Annotated in this window: 16 protein-coding genes and 1 pseudogene; 8 read left to right on the top strand and 9 right to left on the bottom strand. The window is 65.3% G+C overall.

The annotated features are described in order from the left end of the window. The first annotated feature begins 5 nt into the window (after positions 1 to 5). Positions 6 to 512 carry a tripartite tricarboxylate transporter TctB family protein gene (locus C450_RS06170; protein WP_005041416.1) on the top strand — a complete coding sequence of 169 codons (507 nt, stop codon included), beginning with the start codon at positions 6 to 8 and terminating at the stop codon, positions 510 to 512. A 28-nt stretch (positions 513 to 540) separates the two neighbouring features. Continuing rightward, the gene (locus C450_RS06165) at positions 541 to 2,025 is read left to right on the top strand and encodes a tripartite tricarboxylate transporter permease (protein ID WP_005041414.1); all 1,485 of its coding nucleotides are present in this window, start codon (positions 541 to 543) and stop codon (positions 2,023 to 2,025) included. 24 nt (positions 2,026 to 2,049) lie between these two features. Here C450_RS06165 and C450_RS06160 read toward each other — a convergent pair whose 3' ends face one another. From C450_RS06160 to C450_RS06140, 5 genes are all read right to left on the bottom strand, one after another. Then, on the bottom strand, positions 2,050 to 2,457 hold the full coding sequence (locus C450_RS06160; RefSeq protein WP_005041411.1) for an acyl-CoA thioesterase: 408 nt from the start codon (positions 2,455 to 2,457) through the stop codon (positions 2,050 to 2,052). A 41-nt stretch (positions 2,458 to 2,498) separates the two neighbouring features. Further along, positions 2,499 to 3,854 carry a dihydrolipoamide acetyltransferase family protein gene (locus C450_RS06155; RefSeq protein ID WP_005041409.1) on the bottom strand — a complete coding sequence of 452 codons (1,356 nt, stop codon included), beginning with the start codon at positions 3,852 to 3,854 and terminating at the stop codon, positions 2,499 to 2,501. Then, the gene (locus tag C450_RS06150; RefSeq protein WP_005041406.1) at positions 3,844 to 4,845 is read right to left on the bottom strand and encodes an alpha-ketoacid dehydrogenase subunit beta; all 1,002 of its coding nucleotides are present in this window, start codon (positions 4,843 to 4,845) and stop codon (positions 3,844 to 3,846) included. The genes C450_RS06155 and C450_RS06150 overlap by 11 nt, the downstream gene beginning before the upstream one ends. After that, complete coding sequence (locus C450_RS06145) at positions 4,842 to 5,972, bottom strand: thiamine pyrophosphate-dependent dehydrogenase E1 component subunit alpha (RefSeq protein WP_005041403.1); 1,131 nt, start codon at positions 5,970 to 5,972, stop codon at positions 4,842 to 4,844. The genes C450_RS06150 and C450_RS06145 overlap by 4 nt, the downstream gene beginning before the upstream one ends. 61 nt (positions 5,973 to 6,033) lie before the next feature. Beyond that, positions 6,034 to 7,011 (bottom strand): D-2-hydroxyacid dehydrogenase, encoded by a 978-nt coding sequence (locus tag C450_RS06140; protein ID WP_005041402.1) that lies wholly within the window; start codon positions 7,009 to 7,011, stop codon positions 6,034 to 6,036. A gap of 70 nt (positions 7,012 to 7,081) precedes the next feature. Here C450_RS06140 and C450_RS06135 point away from each other — a divergent pair, with 70 nt between their 5' ends. The 4 genes from C450_RS06135 (at position 7,082) to C450_RS06120 (ending at position 10,167) form a co-directional block, all read left to right on the top strand. Further along, positions 7,082 to 8,263, top strand: coding sequence for an iron-containing alcohol dehydrogenase (locus tag C450_RS06135; protein WP_005041400.1), 1,182 nt, complete (start codon positions 7,082 to 7,084; stop codon positions 8,261 to 8,263). Between the two features lie 78 nt (positions 8,264 to 8,341). Next, positions 8,342 to 9,130, top strand: coding sequence for an SDR family oxidoreductase (locus C450_RS06130; RefSeq protein ID WP_005041399.1), 789 nt, complete (start codon positions 8,342 to 8,344; stop codon positions 9,128 to 9,130). A gap of 63 nt (positions 9,131 to 9,193) precedes the next feature. After that, a complete protein-coding gene (locus tag C450_RS06125) occupies positions 9,194 to 9,757 on the top strand; it encodes an LLM class flavin-dependent oxidoreductase (protein ID WP_005041397.1) in 564 nt (187 codons plus the stop codon). After that, on the top strand, positions 9,754 to 10,167 hold the full coding sequence (locus C450_RS06120) for a hypothetical protein (RefSeq protein WP_005041395.1): 414 nt from the start codon (positions 9,754 to 9,756) through the stop codon (positions 10,165 to 10,167). The genes C450_RS06125 and C450_RS06120 overlap by 4 nt, the downstream gene beginning before the upstream one ends. 9 nt (positions 10,168 to 10,176) lie before the next feature. On the opposite strand, the gene lhgO is transcribed toward C450_RS06120, so the two are convergent. Then, on the bottom strand, positions 10,177 to 11,376 hold the full coding sequence (gene lhgO / locus C450_RS06115; RefSeq protein WP_005041393.1) for an L-2-hydroxyglutarate oxidase: 1,200 nt from the start codon (positions 11,374 to 11,376) through the stop codon (positions 10,177 to 10,179). A 120-nt stretch (positions 11,377 to 11,496) separates the two neighbouring features. Between lhgO and C450_RS06110 the strand changes: the two genes are divergently transcribed. Next, a complete protein-coding gene (locus tag C450_RS06110) occupies positions 11,497 to 12,270 on the top strand; it encodes an SDR family NAD(P)-dependent oxidoreductase (RefSeq protein ID WP_005041391.1) in 774 nt (257 codons plus the stop codon). A gap of 58 nt (positions 12,271 to 12,328) precedes the next feature. Here C450_RS06110 and C450_RS06105 read toward each other — a convergent pair whose 3' ends face one another. Continuing rightward, a complete protein-coding gene (locus C450_RS06105) occupies positions 12,329 to 13,801 on the bottom strand; it encodes an aldehyde dehydrogenase family protein (RefSeq protein ID WP_005041389.1) in 1,473 nt (490 codons plus the stop codon). A 129-nt stretch (positions 13,802 to 13,930) separates the two neighbouring features. On the opposite strand from C450_RS06105, the gene C450_RS06100 reads away from it, so the two are divergent. Then, positions 13,931 to 14,716, top strand: coding sequence for an IclR family transcriptional regulator (locus C450_RS06100; protein ID WP_005041387.1), 786 nt, complete (start codon positions 13,931 to 13,933; stop codon positions 14,714 to 14,716). 193 nt (positions 14,717 to 14,909) lie between these two features. Here the strand turns inward: C450_RS06100 and C450_RS06095 are convergent, their stop codons facing one another. Both C450_RS06095 and C450_RS20680 read right to left on the bottom strand, forming a co-directional pair. After that, a complete protein-coding gene (locus C450_RS06095; RefSeq protein WP_005041385.1) occupies positions 14,910 to 15,590 on the bottom strand; it encodes an IS6 family transposase in 681 nt (226 codons plus the stop codon). A 99-nt stretch (positions 15,591 to 15,689) separates the two neighbouring features. Beyond that, positions 15,690 to 16,590: pseudogene (locus C450_RS20680) on the bottom strand (IS1595 family transposase). Between the last annotated feature and the right edge of the window lie 7 nt (positions 16,591 to 16,597).

Raw genomic sequence — 16,597 nt, 5'->3', positions numbered from 1 at the left:
TCCACATGACACTCAAAATCAGCCATATCGACAAGGTCGCAAGCGGGCTCATCTTCCTACTGACCGCCATCATCTTCTATCTCACGATGGACTTCCCGAGCGGATACGGCGCGACGGGACCAGCGTTCTTCCCGCGGGTCATCGTCGGCCTCATGTCGGTGTTCGCACTCGCCCAGTTTGTGAATGTGATACGTAAGGACGAACCGCGTACGCAGGAAATCTCGTGGTCGGCCGTGAAAACGGTCGGCATCGCCGCCACGCTCATCGTCGGCTACCTACTCACGATGCCGTACCTCGGTTTCCTCACCGGCACCGTCGGCTTTCTTCTCGTGAGTATGCATTTCTCGGGCGTCGAGGAGTTCCGGACGTCGCTACCAGTGTCTATCGGCGTCGCCATCGCGCTCTACTATGTTTTCGTGCAGTTCCTGCGTGTCCCACTCCCCGAAAGCGCGATGCTCCCAGTTAGCCGGGTGCTGCCCGGCCTCTTCGTCGGCGGGGTGGGAATCGCGTGACCTTCCTCCCATACACAGAGGTGCCGCGATGAACATCCTCGCAGGTATTGCCGAGGGCGCGGCGCTCGTCTTCCAGCCGCTGCCACTTGCGCTCATCGTGTTCGGCGTGTTCATCGGCCTCGTCATGGGCGCGATTCCTGGGATGACCGCGACGATGACCGTCGGCGTCCTCGTCTCGTTCACGTTCGGGATGGAGCCCACCGAGGGGATGATGCTCCTACTTGGCATCTATGGCGGCGCGCTGTTCGCCGGGTCGATTCCCGCCATCCTGATTCGGACGCCCGGCACACCTAGCGCGGCAGCGACCATCTTCGACGGCTTCCCGCTGTCACAGCAGGGGGAAGCGGGCCGAGCTATCGGCATCGCAACCATCGCGTCGTTCGTCGGCGGGGCGACAAGCATCCTGCTCATCACGTTCATCTCCCCGCAAATCGCGCAGTTCGCGCTGGAGTTCCAGTCGCCGGAGTACTTCGCACTCGCGTTCTTCGGGCTGACGATTATCGCGAATGTCAGCGGCGACTCCATCAAGAAGGGCATGATAACCGGCCTGCTCGGGATGCTCATCGCCACCGTCGGCCTTGACCCGACGACGGGCTACCCACGGTTTTCGTTCGGCGTGCCGGCGCTGACCTCCGGCATTCAGTTTATTGCCGTGATGATTGGGCTGTTCGGCCTCGCGGAGGCGTTCAACCGCTACCGCGAGGGAATCAGCAAACTTGACGCCGAGCAGGAACTGTCGAACATCGCGCCATCGTTCGACGATCTCAGGAAGATTCGGAACATCACGGTCAGTTCCAGCATCATCGGCACGTTCGTCGGCGCGCTTCCCGGCGCAGGCGGTGACATCGCGTCGTTCGTCACGTACAATGAGGCCAAGCGCTGGGCAAGCAATGCGAAACCGTCGTTCGGCGAGGGGAACGTCCGCGGCGTCGCCGCCGCTGAAGCGGGGAACAACGCGAGCACAGGCGGCGCCCTCGTGCCGACACTCACCCTCGGCATCCCCGGAGATTCCGTGACCGCCATCCTCATCGGCGCGCTGCTTGTCCACGGCATCCGCCCCGGCCCCGGCCTCTTCGAGGACGAGACGGGGCTCGTGTTCGCCATCTTCGTCGGGTTCTTCCTCGTCTACGTCTGCATCCTCATCGCGGGGCTGCTCGGCGCGCACCTCTGGGTGCGGATCATCAACTTCCCACCACAGTACCTCTGGCCGGTAATCATCGTGCTGTGTGTCGTCGGTGCGTTCGCGTTGAACGGTAGCACGCTCGACGTCTGGACGATGATTGCCGCCGGCCTCATCGGGTTCGTGTTGCGGATGGAGGATTATCCACTAGCGCCAATTGTGCTGGGGTTAATTCTCGGCCCGATTGCTGAAGAAAACCTCCGGCGGTCGCTGCAGCTCTCGAACGGATCACTGGACATCTTCTACACCAGCCCGCTCGCGTTGGCGATTCTGCTGCTGGCGTTGCTGTCGCTGTTCACGCCGTTCATCGCCGAACGGTTCAACAGAGCGTAACCGCCGTCTCGATCCTTCTACCATTCAGATCTCGTGCCCCTCGTATTCGACGATAGTCGTCCGCCACTTGTCGGGAATCGTGACTGGCTCGCGGACATCGCGGTCGTAAGACAACAACACCACTGAGCCGGTGGCCGCCGTCTCGCCGTTCACGAGCACCTCGTAGTCGATGGGGATGCTCGTGTCCCCGAGTGCGTCGATTCGCTGGCGGACCGTAACGGTCTCTCCGAGGCGTATCTCTGCGGAGAATTTCATCTCGCTTCGCACCATCACGAGTTCGGCGCGGTCGTGGCGCTGCCCGATGATTTCCTCCCAGTACTTCGTGCGGGCCTGCTCGCAGTAGCCTGCGTACACGGCCTGATTGACGTGGCCGTTCGGGTCGAGGTCGCGGTACTGTGGCTCCAACTCGATTTCGTACGTGTATTCCGCCATACGCCCACCAACCGGGGCGCGAAGAAAATAGCTTGCGCCGCTCAGAGCCGACCGAACAGGACGTCCGGATCCTCGATGCCCTCGATGACCGTTTCCATGAACTGGTCCGCGGTCGCGCCGTCGACGATGCGGTGGTCGTAGGACAGCGTCAGCCGGATTTGCTTCCGGACCTCGACCGTGTCTTCGTCGATCGCGACCGGCGCGTCACGGATGCGGTTGACGCCCATGATGGCGGCCTCCGGGTGGTTAATGATAGGCGTGCCGAACACGCCGTGCTCACCGTGGGTGCCCGTGTTCGTCACCGTGAACGTGCCGTCTGCGACATCATCAGTGGCGAGTTGGCGGTTCTGCGCGTCATCGACGAGTGATTCGAGTCCCGCGGCGACCTCTGTGATGGACTTCTGGTCGACGTCCCGGATGACCGGTACGACGAGGCCGTGGTTGCTGTCGACGGCGACACCGACGTTGTAGTAGTGCTTCTCGGTGACCGTCTCCGCGTCGAGGTCAGCGCTCGCGTTCACCTCGGGGTGGGACTGGAGCGCCGGCACCACCGCCTTCACCAAAATCGCGGTGTATGTGACGTGCTCGTCGTGTTTCTCGTCGAGGCGCTCTTTCAGCGAGACGAGTTCCGTCGCGTCCGCGTCGAAGACGGACGTGACGTGCGGGATCGTCCGCCACGACTCGCTCATGTTCGCTGCCATCTGCTTCTCGATGCCCTGTAGGTCACGGCGCGTCACGCGCTCGTCCGCGGCTTCGGCGCTACCGGCCGTGCTGTGAGTGGTGGCAGTACTCGCTGAGCCTGCGGTAGCGCCCGCCAAGGCGGCCTCCGCGTGGGCGTCGATGTCCGACTGAAGCACGCGGCTGTTCGGCCCGCTGCCCTCGACAGCGGTGATGTCGACGCCCTGCTCGCGGGCGTACCGGCGCGTGCTTGGCGCCGCGAACACGCGCTCGTCGCCCGTGCACCCCTCCGCCTCGCACCCGTCGTCCAATTCGTGCTCGACGCGCTCCGTTGCGGATTCGAGTTTTTCTCCGTCCGCAGACTCAGTGGTGTCGGACTCCGCACTTGCGACCGAATCGTCTGCTGGCTCGTTGGCTGAGGATTGCGCTGCTTCGTCCTCGCTCGCAGCCTCCCCGCCACTGCCTGCGGGCGGGTCGTCCGTCTCGATGACGACGAACACCTCGCCGACGGCGACCGTTTCGCCTTCCTCGGCGCGGAACTCCTCGATGGAGCCATCACAGGGCGCCGGAATTTCCACCACTGCCTTGTCGGTCTCCGCGTTGCAGAGTAGTTGATCCTCCTCGACATCGTCGCTAGCGTCGGCTAGCCACTCGACGATTTCCGCCTCCGTGATGCCCTCGCCAAGGTCTGGGAGGGTAAACTCGAAGCTAGTACTCATACGACATCACCGCCTCGATGGCATCGGCCGCACGCTGCTCGTCCGGCAGGTAGGCTTCTTCGGTTTGGTGGCTCGGGAAGTGCACGTCGTAGCCCGTCGCGCGCTTGATTGGGGCCTGCAGTCTGTCGATGGCGTACTCGTTGATGAGCGCGGACAACTCGGCGCCGAGGCCGAGCGTTCGGCGCGCTTCGTGGAAGATGACGCAGCGACCCGTCTTCTTCACGGAGTCGAGAACGTCCTCAACGGGGAGCGGCGACAGCGTCCGCAGGTCGAGAATCTCGACGTCCGCGTCTACCTGATCGGCAGCCGCTTCCGCGTGTCGGACCCTCGCGCCCCACGACAGCACCGTGATGTCCGACCCCTCTCGTACCGTGCGGGATTCGTCCAGCGGGAGCGTGTAGTCGTCCTCGGGAACTTCCTGCGTGCCGGCGCGGTAGACGGCCTTCGGTTCGAGGAACATCACCGGGTCGTCGCTGCGGATGCTCGCGGCGAGCAGCCCCTTCGTCTCCGCGGGCGTGCTCGGGCAGACAACTCGCACGCCCGGCGTGTGCACAAAGAAGCTCTCCGTGGACTCGGAGTGGTACTCGCTGGATTTGATGCCGCCGCCGTACGGGACGCGCACCGTCAGCGGCATCTCGAATCCGCCGCCGGTGCGCTCGTGCATCTTCGAGACGGTGTACATGAATTGGCCGAAGGCGGGGTAGAAGAACCCGAGGAACTGAATCTCGGGGACGACGCGCTGGCCGCGCATCGCCATCCCAGCGGCCGTCCCGAGGATGCCGTTCTCCGAGAGCGGCGTGTCGATGACGCGGTTCTCGCCGAACTCCTCGTAGAGGCCCTCAGTGGCGCGGAACACGCCGCCGATGGGTCCCATGTCGTAGCCGAGCAGGCGCACCGACTCGTCGCGGCGCAGCTCCTGTGCGAGCGTGTCGCGGACGGCGGTGACGAGGTTCACTTCGCTCGTCTCGCCGTCCGGGTACTCGGCGCTCATAGCCCCTCACCCGTGAAGTCCGTGAACGGGTTCTCCCCACGCTGTTCCGCCCGCAGTTCCTCGCGCTGGTGGCGCTCGTTCCACGATTCCGACTGCAGGTGGTTGTCGAAGATGCGCGCCGGGTCGTCCGCGGGGACCTCGCGCGCCCGGTCGACGGCCGCCTCGACGCGCTCGTCGGCGTCTTCCTCGATGGCCTCGATAGCCGCATCGTCGATGAGGTCCGCCGAGCGGAGGTACGCTTCGAGTCGGTCGACGGGGTCTCGTTCCGCCCAGAACGCCTGCTGGGACTCGTCGCGGTACGCGCCCGCGTCGTCGGCGGTGTTGTGGTCGTCGACGCGGTACGTGACACACTCCAAGAGCGTCGGCCCCTCGCCAGCTCGCGCGCGGTCGACGGCGCGCTTGGTCGCCTCGTACACTGCGAACACGTCGTTGCCGTCGACGCGCTCGTGGGGAATCCCCGCCGCCTCCGCCTTCTGGGCGAACGTCTCCGCGGCGGTCTGGCGGTGAGCGGGCACCGAAATCGCCCACTGGTTGTTGTGACAGATGGTGACCGCGGGCGCGTCGAAGACGCCCGCGAAGTTCAGCGCCTCGTAGAAGTCCCCCTGGCTGGACGAGCCGTCCCCGATGTAGGACAGCGTCACCGCGTCCTCGTCCTCGAATTTGTCTGCCATCGCGGAGCCGACCGCGTTGGTGACGTTCGACGCCAGCGGGATGTAGACCGGCGAGAAGTTCACCGGCAACGCTTCCTCGTCGGGAACCGGGAGGTGCTCCTCGATGGTCTCCGGCTCGTGGCCCATCAGGCCAGCGAGCGAGCGGTCGAGGGGGCCGCCCCAGTAGAGCTTACTCGGCGTCTGGCGGTACGTCGGGAAACACCAGTCCCCTTCCTCGAGAGCGGCCGCGCTCCCGACGGGGATAGCTTCCTCGCCCCAGCTCCGCGAGAGGATGCTGATCTCGCCGCGGCGCTGCAGACTCAGGGTCTTCTCGTCGTAGCGCCGGGAGACCTTCATCGTCTCGTACATCCGGAGCATCGTCTCCTCGTCGACCGGCGCGTCCCCGTCGACGGTGCCGTCTGGCGCGAGCACCTGGGAGAAGTCCGGGTCCGGTTTCGATTCGGTCCACTTTGCCATGCCACGAGCATCACGAACGACGGAAAAATAGGTTGCGGTGTGCGAACCAGTGGCGGGGTAGCTATTCGCCGGGCGTCACGACCTGGTTCTCGAGGCCTGCGTACGAACCGGTCTCCTCGATTCGCTCGAGGTTGCCCGCGAGAATGTCGGCGTGGCGCTCCCAGTACTCGTCGGTGCCGCCGGAGTTGTGCGGCGTGACGAGGACGTTCTCGAGGTCCCAGAGCGCGTGGTCGGCGGGCAGCGGCTCCGGGTCGGTGACGTCGAGGGCGGCGCCGCGAATCTTGTTCCCGCGCAGCGCCGCGACGAGCGCGTCCGTCTCCACGACCGGCCCCCGGGCGACGTTGACGACGACGGCCTCCGGCGGGAGCGTGCGGAACACCTGCTCGTCGAGGAGCCCTTCGGTGGTGTCGGTGAGCGGGCACGCCAGCACGACGTACTCCGAGCGAGCGAACACGTCGTGGAGGTCGTCGTCGTAGCCGAGGACCTCCTCGGCCGGGCCGCCCTTCTCGGGCGTGTACCGGACGCCGACGCGCTCGACGTCGAAGGGCGCGAGCAGCTCCAGCGTGCGCTCGCCGATCGGGCCCATCCCGACGACGGTGACCGTGCTCCCGTTGAGTTCGCCGCCGCGGAAGTGCCGCCACTCGTTGTTCGATTGGCGGCGCCACCCCTCGTGGAGATCCCGCGCGAACACGAGGATGTTCCCGAGCACGTGTTCGGCCATGTTCGGCGCGTGGACGCCAGAGGCGTTCGTCACGGCGACGTCGCGGTCCGCGAGTTCCTCCAGGGGGAGGTGGCCGACGCCCGCCGAAGCCGAGGCGAACAGCCGCAGCGAGTCCGCCTTCGAGAGCACTTCCGGGTCGATTCTGAGACCGGTCGCGACGGGCGCGGACTCGATGAGTTCGCGCTCCTCGGCGGGCGTCTCGGCGAGCCGGACGTCCTTCTCGGGGAAGTGCTCGCGCAGCCGCTGGGCGGCGCGCTCGCTGTCCATCCCGTGGGCGGTCCCTCGCAACACGACGACGTCGGGGTCAGTAGCGGTCATAGTATTCGTAGCCAGTCACGAGCTACCGAGTGCCGCAACTTATATCTCCGGTTAGTCTGATTACCGAACCATGCTCGATGGGTTAGCCGCTCGCAACAGCACCTACGACGTCCAGAGCCCAGACCGCATCTCCTACGGCTTCGGCGCCACGTCGGAACTGACCGCCTTCGCCGCGGACAACGACCTCGACAGCGCGCTACTCGTCTCCGACGAGAACATCGTCGACGTGGGCGTGACCGACCCCGTCGTCGACGCCCTGGAGGACGCGGACGTCTCCGTCGACGTGTTCACCGACGTCAAGCCCGAACCGAAACTCTCGATGGTCGAGGACGCCGCCGACGTACTTCGGGACGGCGGCCACGACCTCGTGGTCGGTGCGGGCGGCGGGAGCGTCCTCGACACGGCGAAACTCGCGTCGGTGCTCGCCGACTACGACGTGCCAATCACCGACACGCTCGGCATGGGTAACGCCCCGGGCGCTGGTCGCCCGCTCGTCCTCATTCCGACGACGGCCGGCACCGGCAGCGAGGTCACGCACATCGGCGTGTTCTCGGACGAGGAGGGCGTCAAGCGCGTCGTCTACGACGAGGCGCTGTTCGCCGACGTCGCCGTCGTCGACCCGGAACTCACGCGCATGCTCCCGAAACCGGTCGCCGCCGCGACGGGCCTCGACGCGCTCACGCACGCGGTCGAGAGCTATGTCTCGACGCTGCGGACGCCGTACTCGGACATTCTCGCACGCGAGGCCATCGAGATGGTCGGCTCGAACCTCCGCGGCGCAGTCCTCCAGGGCCGGAACAACGACGAGGCGCGCTACCAGATGAGCCTCGCAGCCACCGTCGCCGGGCAGGCGTTCGTCAACTCGGGGCTCGGCGCGGTCCACGCGCTGACGTACCCGCTGGGCTCCGAGTACGGCGTCGGCCACGGCCGCGCGAACGCAATGTTGCTCCCGCACGTCATGGAGTACAACGTCCCCGCCGAGCCCGAGCGCTTCGCCGACATCGCGGACCGCCTCGGCGCTGACGCCGAGGGGTCGACCCTCGAACGGGCGTACGCGAGCGTCGACGCCGTCCTCGAACTCACCGAGGACGTCGGCGTCCCGACCTCGATCGGCCACCTCGGAGACTTCGACGAGGCGGAACTGGAGGCGTTCACCGACATCGCCTTCGAGTACTCCGAGCACAACATCGACCGGAACCCCCGCGACCTCGACCGGGCCGACGTGCTGCAGATTTATCGGAACGCGCTGTAGCGCCCGTCCGACACCCTCTCTCGTCGTGGCCCGTCTCGTCGGGTCAATATTTATACGCCACCCGCTGGATTGGTAGCTATGGACCTGCAACTCCAGGGTAACGCAGCGCTCGTTACGGCCTCAAGTAGCGGTCTCGGGAAGGCGTCCGCGCGGGCGCTCGCTCGGGAAGGCGCCAACGTCGTGATGAACAGCCGCGACGAGGACCGACTCCAGGCGGCCGTCGAGGACGTCCGCGAGGACGCCGAGGGCGACGTCGTCGGGCAGGTGGGCGACCTCACCGAGCCGTCGGCCATCGCTGCGCTCGTCGACCGAGCCGTCGAGGAGTTCGGCACCGTCGACCACCTCGTGACGAACGCCGGCGGCCCGCCCAGCGGCCCGTTCCTCGCGAAGACGGAGGGCGACTGGTACGACGCCTACGAGTTACTCGTGATGAGCGTCGTCCGCCTCGTCCACGAGGCCAACGAGCACCTCCAGGACGGCGGCGGCACCATCGTCAACATCGCCTCCAGCAGCGTGAAGGAAGCCATCGACGGCCTCGTGCTCTCGAACTCCGTGCGCATGAGCGTCATCGGCCTCGAGAAGACGCTCTCGACCGAACTGGCGCCCGACGTCCGCGCGAACGCCGTCCTCCCGGGCGTCCACGAGACCGCCCGCGTCGAGGAGGTCATCGAACAGGGCGTCGAACGCGGGGACTACGAGGACTACGAGGACGGCCTCGACGACCACCGGACGGGGATTCCGGTCGGCCGGATGGGCCGCCCGATGGAGCTCGGGCGGACCGTCGCGTTCCTATCCTCGCCCCAGGCCGGGTACATCAACGGCGAGACGGTCACCCTCGACGGCGGTGCGGGCGCGTCGAACCTCTGAACCCGCACGCCGAACCGCTGAACCATCCTCACGTTATTTGGTAACTGACGACAAAGTAGGCGTGTGCAACTCAGTATCGGGCTCCCGTCGTTCGCCAGCGAGAGTCACGCCGTTCCACCGGACCGCTTCCGCCGGTACGCTCGGCTCGCCGACGAGTACGAGTTCGCGGGCGCGTACCTCATCGAACACCTCTGCGAGAACCCCAACTACGCCACCTCACAGCACGACCCCCTGACGACGCTGTCCGTCGTGGCCGGCGAAACGGACACCATCCCCGTCGGCACGAGCATCCTCGTGTTGCCGCTCCGGAACCCGGTACTGGTCGCCAAGCGGGCGGCGACGCTCCAGTACCTCTCGGGACAGCGACTCACCCTCGGGTTCGGCGCCGGCTACGTCGAAGCCGAGTTCGACGCCGCCGGCGTCCCCCTGGAGGAGCGGTCCGCGCGCTACCTGGAGGGCATCGAACTCATCCGACGGCTCTTCGAGGAGGACCGAGTGACCTTCGACGGCGACTTCTACGACGTCGAGGACTTTCACCTGAACCGAACGTCGGCCAGCCCCCGCGAATTCTGGCCGGGGGCGGCGGCGTCGACACGGACGACGGACGACGCGTCCTCCGGTCGGTGAAACGCCGGCTCCAGCACGCCGACGGCTGGATCGCGCCGCCGCAGTCCGTGGACACGCTCGCCGCCGAGTGGGCGTCGTTCGCCGACTACCTCGAGTCGACGGGCCGCGACCCGGACGCCGTCGACAAGGTCGCGCTCCAGTACCTCCACCTCGAACCGACCACGGACGGCGTCGAGGCGCGGCGCAAGCAGCGGAACGTCTACGGCGGCATCGTCGGCGAAGCGCGCACCGTCGAGGAAGCGAGCGAGAGCTGGCTGTCCGGCTCCGTCGACGACGTGAAGGCGACGCTTTCGGCCTACGAGGCCGACCGCTTCGACGAGGTCATCCTGCATCCGTTGGCGACCGACCCGGCCGAACTCGACCGACAGCTCCGGCTGTACCGCGACCACCTGCTCCCCGAGTACCCGTAGGCGGGCGCCTCACTCGAAGTTCTCCAGCACTTCGCCGGCGAGGTGGTCGCCGAACGGCAGCGAGCACGTCAGACCGGGCGAAACCGCGTTGAGAACGTGCGTCGACCGACTGCCGTGCTCGAACACCGGTTCCTTGACCAGGCGGCCGTCCTCGGAGACGACTTGGGCGCGGATGCCCGCGTAGCTCCTCGCGAAATCGCGTTTCTCGACGCCCGGGAGCAGGCGCTGGGCCGCTTCGACGAACTTCTCCTTCCGGTAGGACTTGTTGAGTTCGTCCCACGCCACGGCCGCCATCTCCCGTGACGCCATCAGCCGCCAGAACCCCCGGTACGTGAGCGTGTCGTAGAGCTCTCGGGGCGAGACGTCCGTGTTGTCGTAGGCCTCGCGGCCGAACGCGAGCACGGTGTTCGGCCCGACGATGACCTTGCCGTCGGTCCGGCGCGTGTAGTGGACGCCCAGGAACGGGAGGTCGGGATCGGGAACGGGGTAGATCATCGACTCGACGAGCGACGCCCGCTCGGGCACGAGCTCGTAGTACTCGCCGCGGAACGGCACGATTTGATAGCCGCGGCCGACGCCGAGCTGGTGGGCGAGTTCGTCGGCGTGCAGGCCCGCCGCGTTCACGAGGTATCTGGTTTCGAGGGTCCCGTTGCTCGTCTCGATGGTGAACGACGACCCGTCGTCCCGAACGGCGTCGACGCGGTGACCCATGTAGAAGTCGACGCCCGCGTTTTTGAGCTCCGACGCCAGCGCGTACACGTACTCCTGGGAGTCGATGGAGGCGGCCTCCGGGCAGTACATCGCCGCCTGCCCGATGGCGTTCGGCTCGTGGTCCCGAATCGCCGCCCGGTCGCCCAGGAATTCGGTCTCGACGCCGTTCTCGTCGGCCTGCTCGCGCAGGTCGTGGAGGCGTCGTTCCTCTGCGTCGTCGAGGGCGGTGACGACCACGCCGCACTCGTCGAGGGGGATGTCGTGCTCGTTGGCGTAGGCCTTGAGCCGGCGCGTGCCCGCCGTACTGAACTGCGCTTTCAGCGACCCCGGCTCGTAGTTGAACCCGGGGTGGAGGACGCCGGAGTTCCGGCCGCTCTGGTGTTCCGCGAGGTGGTACGCCTTCTCGACGACGGCGACGTCCAGCGAGGACTGCTCGAGGAGGTGTTTGGCGACGGCGCACCCGATACACCCACCGCCGACGATGGTGGCGTCGTGCATGTACTGCCTCAGAGGTTGCCCGAAGACGCACAAAACGTTTTCCGTCGGCTGGGGGAGCGACGGCCGGAACTCGCATCGTCCACCCAACGAGATAAGTGGCAGTGGGTGGGAGTAGCCCGCATGGCCGAGTCGCGGAATCACGTGACTGTCGACGGGAAGCGAGCGGTAGTTATCGGCGGAACCAGCGGTATCGGGCGGGCGATCGCCGTCGGGTTCGCCGCCGACGGCGCCGACGTCGTCGCGTCGAGTCGGACCGAGTCTGCCGTCGCGGAGACAGCCGAGGAGCTCCAGTCAGCGGGCGCCGAGACCGTCGTCCAGCCCTGCGACGTGACCGACCGGGAGTCCCTGGTCGCGCTCCGGGACCAGGTCGTCGAGGAACTCGGCGGCGTCGACGTCCTGGTCACCTCCCAGAGCGCCATCGCTCGCGACCCCATCGCGTCGGTCTCCGAGAACGACTGGGCGACCGTCCTCGACGTCCAGCTGTCCGGCGTTCACCGCGCGTGTCAGGTGTTCGCGCCAGCGATGGACGACGGCAGCGTCGTCACCGTCTCCTCGATGGGGGCAACGCTCGCGATGCCGGAAACCGGCGCGTATTCGGCCGCGAAGGGCGGGACGGACGCGTACACGCGGGTCGCCGCGAAGGAACTCGGCCCGGAGGTGCGCGTCAACGCGATTCGTCCGGGGTTCATTCTGACGCCACAGACCGCCGAGGCGTACGGCGAAGGGACCGACCGGCGCCGCGAGGTCGAGCGGAAGACCGAACCCGGCCGGATGGGCCAGCCGGAGGAACTAGTCGGCGCGGCAATCTACCTCGCGAGCGACGCCGCGTCGTACACGACCGGCGAAGTGCTCACCGTCGACGGCGGGTTCAGCAACACGGCGTTCGAAGCGTGACTGGACGGGCAGGGACAGAACAGTCCGGTTCAGTGCCGCGCTGTGATGGCGGCTAGGTCTACTCGCCCGCGAAGTGCATCACGTAGACGGCCTTCTCGTGCGTGTAGAATTCGACGGCCTGCCGACCCTGTTCTTTGAACGTCTCCGTGCTGGAGTGTTTGCGGCCGCCGAAGGGCATCTGCATCTCGACGCCCGTGGTCGTCTGGTTGACCTTCACGACGCCGGTCTCGACGTCGCCGATGAACTCCTTGGCGTGGTCGAGGCGGTTCGTGCAGATGGACGCGGAGAGGCCGTACTCGACGCCGTTCGCGACGGCGACGGCTTCCTCGAAGTCCGACACCTCGATGACGGAAATTACGGGGCCGAACACTTCCTCCTGGGCGATGCGCATCTCAGGGTCGACGTCCGTGAAGACGGTCGGTTCGACGAAGTAGCCGTCGTCGTATTCGTCCCCAGTGAGGCGCTCGCCGCCCGCGGCGAGGGTCGTGCCCTCACCTTCCGCGATTTCGATGTACTCGAGGTCGCTCTCCATCTCGGACGCCGAGGACTTCGGCCCCATGTCGACGCCGTCTAGCGGGTCGCCGACTTCGAGGGAATCGACGCGGTCAAGGAGGCGGTCGAGGTAGTCGTCGGCGACCGATTCGAAGACGAGGACGCGACTCGTCGCGGTGCAGGCCTGCCCGGAGAGGCCGCTGAGGCCGCCCTGCACGGTGAGGTCGACGGCGAGGTCGAGGTCTGCCGTCTCGTCGACAATAAGGGGGTTCTTCCCGCCCATCTCGCACTGCACGCGCTTGCCGGCGTCGGCGGCGGCCTGCTCGACGGTGCTGCCGACCTCGTAGCTCCCGGTGAACGAGATGACGTCGATGCCGTCGTTGGTGGTGAGTTCGTCACCAACCTCGCTGCCGGACCCGGGGACGAAGTTCAGCACGCCGTCCGGGAGGCCGGCCTCGTCGAAGGCTGCGACGAGTTCGCTGGCAATCGTCGGCGTCTGGGAGGCGGGCTTGAACACGACGGCGTTGCCGGCGACGAGCGCCGGCGCGATTTTCCACGTCGGAATCGCGATGGGGTAGTTCCACGGCGTGATTATCGCGGCCGTTCCCCACGGCTCGCGAGCGGTGTACGTGACCGTGTCGTCGCTCGCGCTTGGCGGGGCGTGTCCGCCCGCGTCCCGCGCGACCTCCGCGTAGTAGTTCAGGAGGTCGACGGTGCGCTGGAGTTCGCCGCGGGCCGCGCCCTCCGTCTTCCCCATCTCCCGGGAGACGAGTGTCACGAGTTCGTCGAACCGCGACTCCACAACGTCAGCGGCGTCCCGGAGGTACGCGCCCCGGTCGTGAGCGGACAGGTCGCTCCACTCCGCCTCCGCCGCGTTCGCGGCCTCGATTGCTTCGACGGCCGCGTCGTGGTCGCCCTTCGAGACAGTACCGACAACCTCGGTGGTGTCGGCGGGGTTAGTGCTCTCAATGTCGTCGTTGGTGTCGGTGTGCCACGTTCCGTCGATGTAGAGACCCCGATGGTTGTTATTAGCCGTCATGATTCGGCAGATGCACCGATGTCGGTATAAGTTTTCGGTGTCGGTAGGGAAGACGCCGTCCTCGCTGTCCAACGCTTCTCGTTTGGTGATACCAAAACGTATGAGTGGCTGGGAGTGGAAAGTCCTACCATGGCAAAAGAGACCCAGATGCGAACGGTGAAATCGGTGGAGAACGCCTTCGAGATTCTGGAGTACCTCCGTGACGTCACCGGGGCTACTGTCTCCGAGATTGCGGAGTACGCCACACTCTCCCCGGGGTCGATCCACACCCACCTGGTGACTCTCAAACAGCGCGGCTACGTCGTCCAAGAGGGTGACGAGTACCGCCTCGGGCCGCTGCTGTTACCGCTCGGTGAACACGTCCGGAACAAGAGCCGCATCTACCGCGCCGCCGAAGAGGAAGTCGACAGGCTCGCGGAGGAGACGAGCGAGTGTGCGCACCTTGTCGTCGAGGACGGTGGCCGACTCGTGACGCTGTACGAGACGTTCGGGGAGAACGCTGTCGGGACGGAGTACCACATGCGCAAGCGCGAGGAGCCAATCTCCCACCACCACTGCACGGCCGTCGGGAAAGCGATACTGTCCCAGGTTGACGACGAGCGCGTCGAGGAGATCCTCGACTGGCACGGCATGATCGAGCGGACGCCGCACACGATGACGACGCCCGAGGCGTTGTTCGACGAACTGGAACAGGTCCGCGAACAGGGATTTTCAGTCAACGACCAGGAGCAGATGATTGGCATCCGCGCCATCGGCGTGCCCATCACGACCAGCGATGGCGATGTGCTCGGTGCCATCTCCGTCTCCGGTCCGACGAGTCGGCTGAAATCAGAGGCGGTGCAGAACAATCTCGTGGAAGCGGTCATCCGCGCCTCGAACATCGCTGAGGTGAATGTCCACACCCTCGCGGAGTGAGTTCGCCGCTCACCCGCTGCCCCTTATTACAAACAATTCACATTATACCTTTGGTATTGCCAAACAGATCTCTCGACTCGGGAGTGAGATACTGCCGGGATTCAGCTATCTCTGCGATGCTACTGCTGATATTCTGTTCGAACAGCGTTTTTCATTTGGCAACTCCAAATTAGATTGGAGTGATGGGCGCTGTCTAGTTGAGAGCCTCCTCAGCTGGTGTTCGTCCGTTGAGTGCTTGATGCGGTCGATCGTGGTTATAGTGGTGTCTGAACCGTCGCAGCCAGCGCCGTGCGCTGGCTGGACTCCCCCGCCAAAACGAGTGAAAGCGGTCGATTCGCATCGTCACGGTCTGGAACCATTTCTCGATGAAGTTCCGTTCGCTGTAGTTAAGTCCGCCGTGGAGGTCGAGACGAGCTAAGGCTGTGAGATACCCACCTGCGTCGGTGAGAAACTCGGTATCTGAGACGTTGTGTTTCTCGGTGAGTCGGTGAAGGAACGCCGACGCGGGATCGGTCCCGCGTCGGCTGAACACGTCGACCTCCAAGAGCAACTTCGAATCGGCGTCTATCGCGGCGTAGAGCCACTTCTTCTCGCCGTCAACAATGATCTGCTTCTCATCGACGGCGACCCGCGACGGCTCTGCCGTCGGCGGGTCAGCTTGGGTCTCTGAGAGCGTATGCGTCCAGTTCCAAATCGCTCCATGGGAACGATCGACGTTGAGCCACTCGAACACCGCGACGACCTCTCGCAGCGACAGCCCCATCGAATGGAGCCGCACCCCGAACACCCTGACGGGTGTCGGGGTGCGCTCGTTCTCCCAAACCTCATCACAATCCACGTTCAACGTCTCTCTGAGCAGGTCACCGAGTTTCATAGACAGTGCTCGCTACGACCTGCTCGCTTCTCAAGCTCGCTGAACTAGACACTGCCGACAGAAGAGAAGGACCGAAATCTCCTGTTATTCGTCGACCGCTCATCCCGATACATCGTAACACAGCAGTTTCTCGAACCAGTCGTTTGGTGAGTTGAGTTTCAGTCCGAGGAAGCCGAGGTATTTCTGGAGGTGGTGCTTCGAGACGCCTCTGAACTTCGCCAGCCACTGGCGAANAGGAAGCTGTGGCGGTTCTCACACGTGTTTGTGTGGGCGTCACCGATCACGTAGGTGTCGGAGTGGGTGACGGCCAGATGGCCGTCCACCCCCTCCTTGTCCTCGATGTCGTCGTAGATCGTGTAGCCGTCGGTGCACAGAATGACGCTTCCGTCGCCATACTCGGCGATGTCCTCATCGGCATCTTGCAGGTCCTCGCGGACGAGGAACCGAACTCGTCCGTCATCTCGACGGACGAGTGTCAAGACTGGCGGTTTGTCTGATGCGAAGGTTCCGCGCCCCTTTTTTTGAGTCCGCGCTTGCGTGGATTTCCATCCTCGTCTTCGAGTCCTTTCTCACCAGCCGTGACGTACACCTCGTCAGCTTCGCACACGTCGTAGAGGTCGAACTCGTCGATATCACCGCTGACGTCCTGGATTTTGTGGACGAAGTTGAGGACGGCTTCGTAGTCTCGGTCGAGATCCCGAGCGATCTGAGCGGTCGGCTCAGATCGCATCTCCTTGACGATATAGAACATCTCTTCGAGGCCAAAGCGATGCTGCCAGAAAATCGTCTTCGTGAGGTCGCTGAAGTAGGTTTCACAGTGCTTGCACCGGTACTGTTGGGCGTCCTTGTCGGTCGTTCCGCGTTTGACGACGGCGTCATCTCCGCAATGAACACACGTCACCGTCTCGCCGAAGCGGGCGAGACGGAGACGCTCGAAGCATCGCTCACGCGGTGGAAGGAAGACCTGAGCTGACTCCTCNAGAAACTGCTGTGTTACGATGTATCGG

Origin of the sequence: Halococcus salifodinae DSM 8989 (assembly GCF_000336935.1) — an archaeon.
In the GTDB taxonomy this organism is placed as follows: Archaea; Halobacteriota; Halobacteria; order Halobacteriales; family Halococcaceae; genus Halococcus; species Halococcus salifodinae.
The sequence above is the reverse complement of the archived record's forward strand: the minus strand, read 5'-3'. Positions and strand labels throughout refer to the sequence as shown.

Bases quoted from the DNA above. Each gene is read 5' to 3' on its own strand.
- C450_RS06145 (WP_005041403.1), bottom strand. From the start codon at position 5,972: ATGGCAAAGTGGACCGAATCGAAACCGGACCCGGACTTCTCCCAGGTG.
- C450_RS06165 (WP_005041414.1), top strand. From the start codon at position 541: ATGAACATCCTCGCAGGTATTGCCGAGGGCGCGGCGCTCGTCTTCCAG.
- C450_RS06170 (WP_005041416.1), top strand. From the start codon at position 6: ATGACACTCAAAATCAGCCATATCGACAAGGTCGCAAGCGGGCTCATC.
- C450_RS06150 (WP_005041406.1), bottom strand. From the start codon at position 4,845: ATGAGCGCCGAGTACCCGGACGGCGAGACGAGCGAAGTGAACCTCGTC.
- C450_RS06155 (WP_005041409.1), bottom strand. From the start codon at position 3,854: ATGAGTACTAGCTTCGAGTTTACCCTCCCAGACCTTGGCGAGGGCATC.
- C450_RS06135 (WP_005041400.1), top strand. From the start codon at position 7,082: ATGCTCGATGGGTTAGCCGCTCGCAACAGCACCTACGACGTCCAGAGC.
- C450_RS06140 (WP_005041402.1), bottom strand. From the start codon at position 7,011: ATGACCGCTACTGACCCCGACGTCGTCGTGTTGCGAGGGACCGCCCAC.
- C450_RS06100 (WP_005041387.1), top strand. From the start codon at position 13,931: ATGGCAAAAGAGACCCAGATGCGAACGGTGAAATCGGTGGAGAACGCC.
- lhgO (WP_005041393.1), bottom strand. From the start codon at position 11,376: ATGCACGACGCCACCATCGTCGGCGGTGGGTGTATCGGGTGCGCCGTC.
- C450_RS06160 (WP_005041411.1), bottom strand. From the start codon at position 2,457: ATGGCGGAATACACGTACGAAATCGAGTTGGAGCCACAGTACCGCGAC.
- C450_RS06105 (WP_005041389.1), bottom strand. From the start codon at position 13,801: ATGACGGCTAATAACAACCATCGGGGTCTCTACATCGACGGAACGTGG.
- C450_RS06095 (WP_005041385.1), bottom strand. From the start codon at position 15,590: ATGAAACTCGGTGACCTGCTCAGAGAGACGTTGAACGTGGATTGTGAT.
- C450_RS06130 (WP_005041399.1), top strand. From the start codon at position 8,342: ATGGACCTGCAACTCCAGGGTAACGCAGCGCTCGTTACGGCCTCAAGT.
- C450_RS06110 (WP_005041391.1), top strand. From the start codon at position 11,497: ATGGCCGAGTCGCGGAATCACGTGACTGTCGACGGGAAGCGAGCGGTA.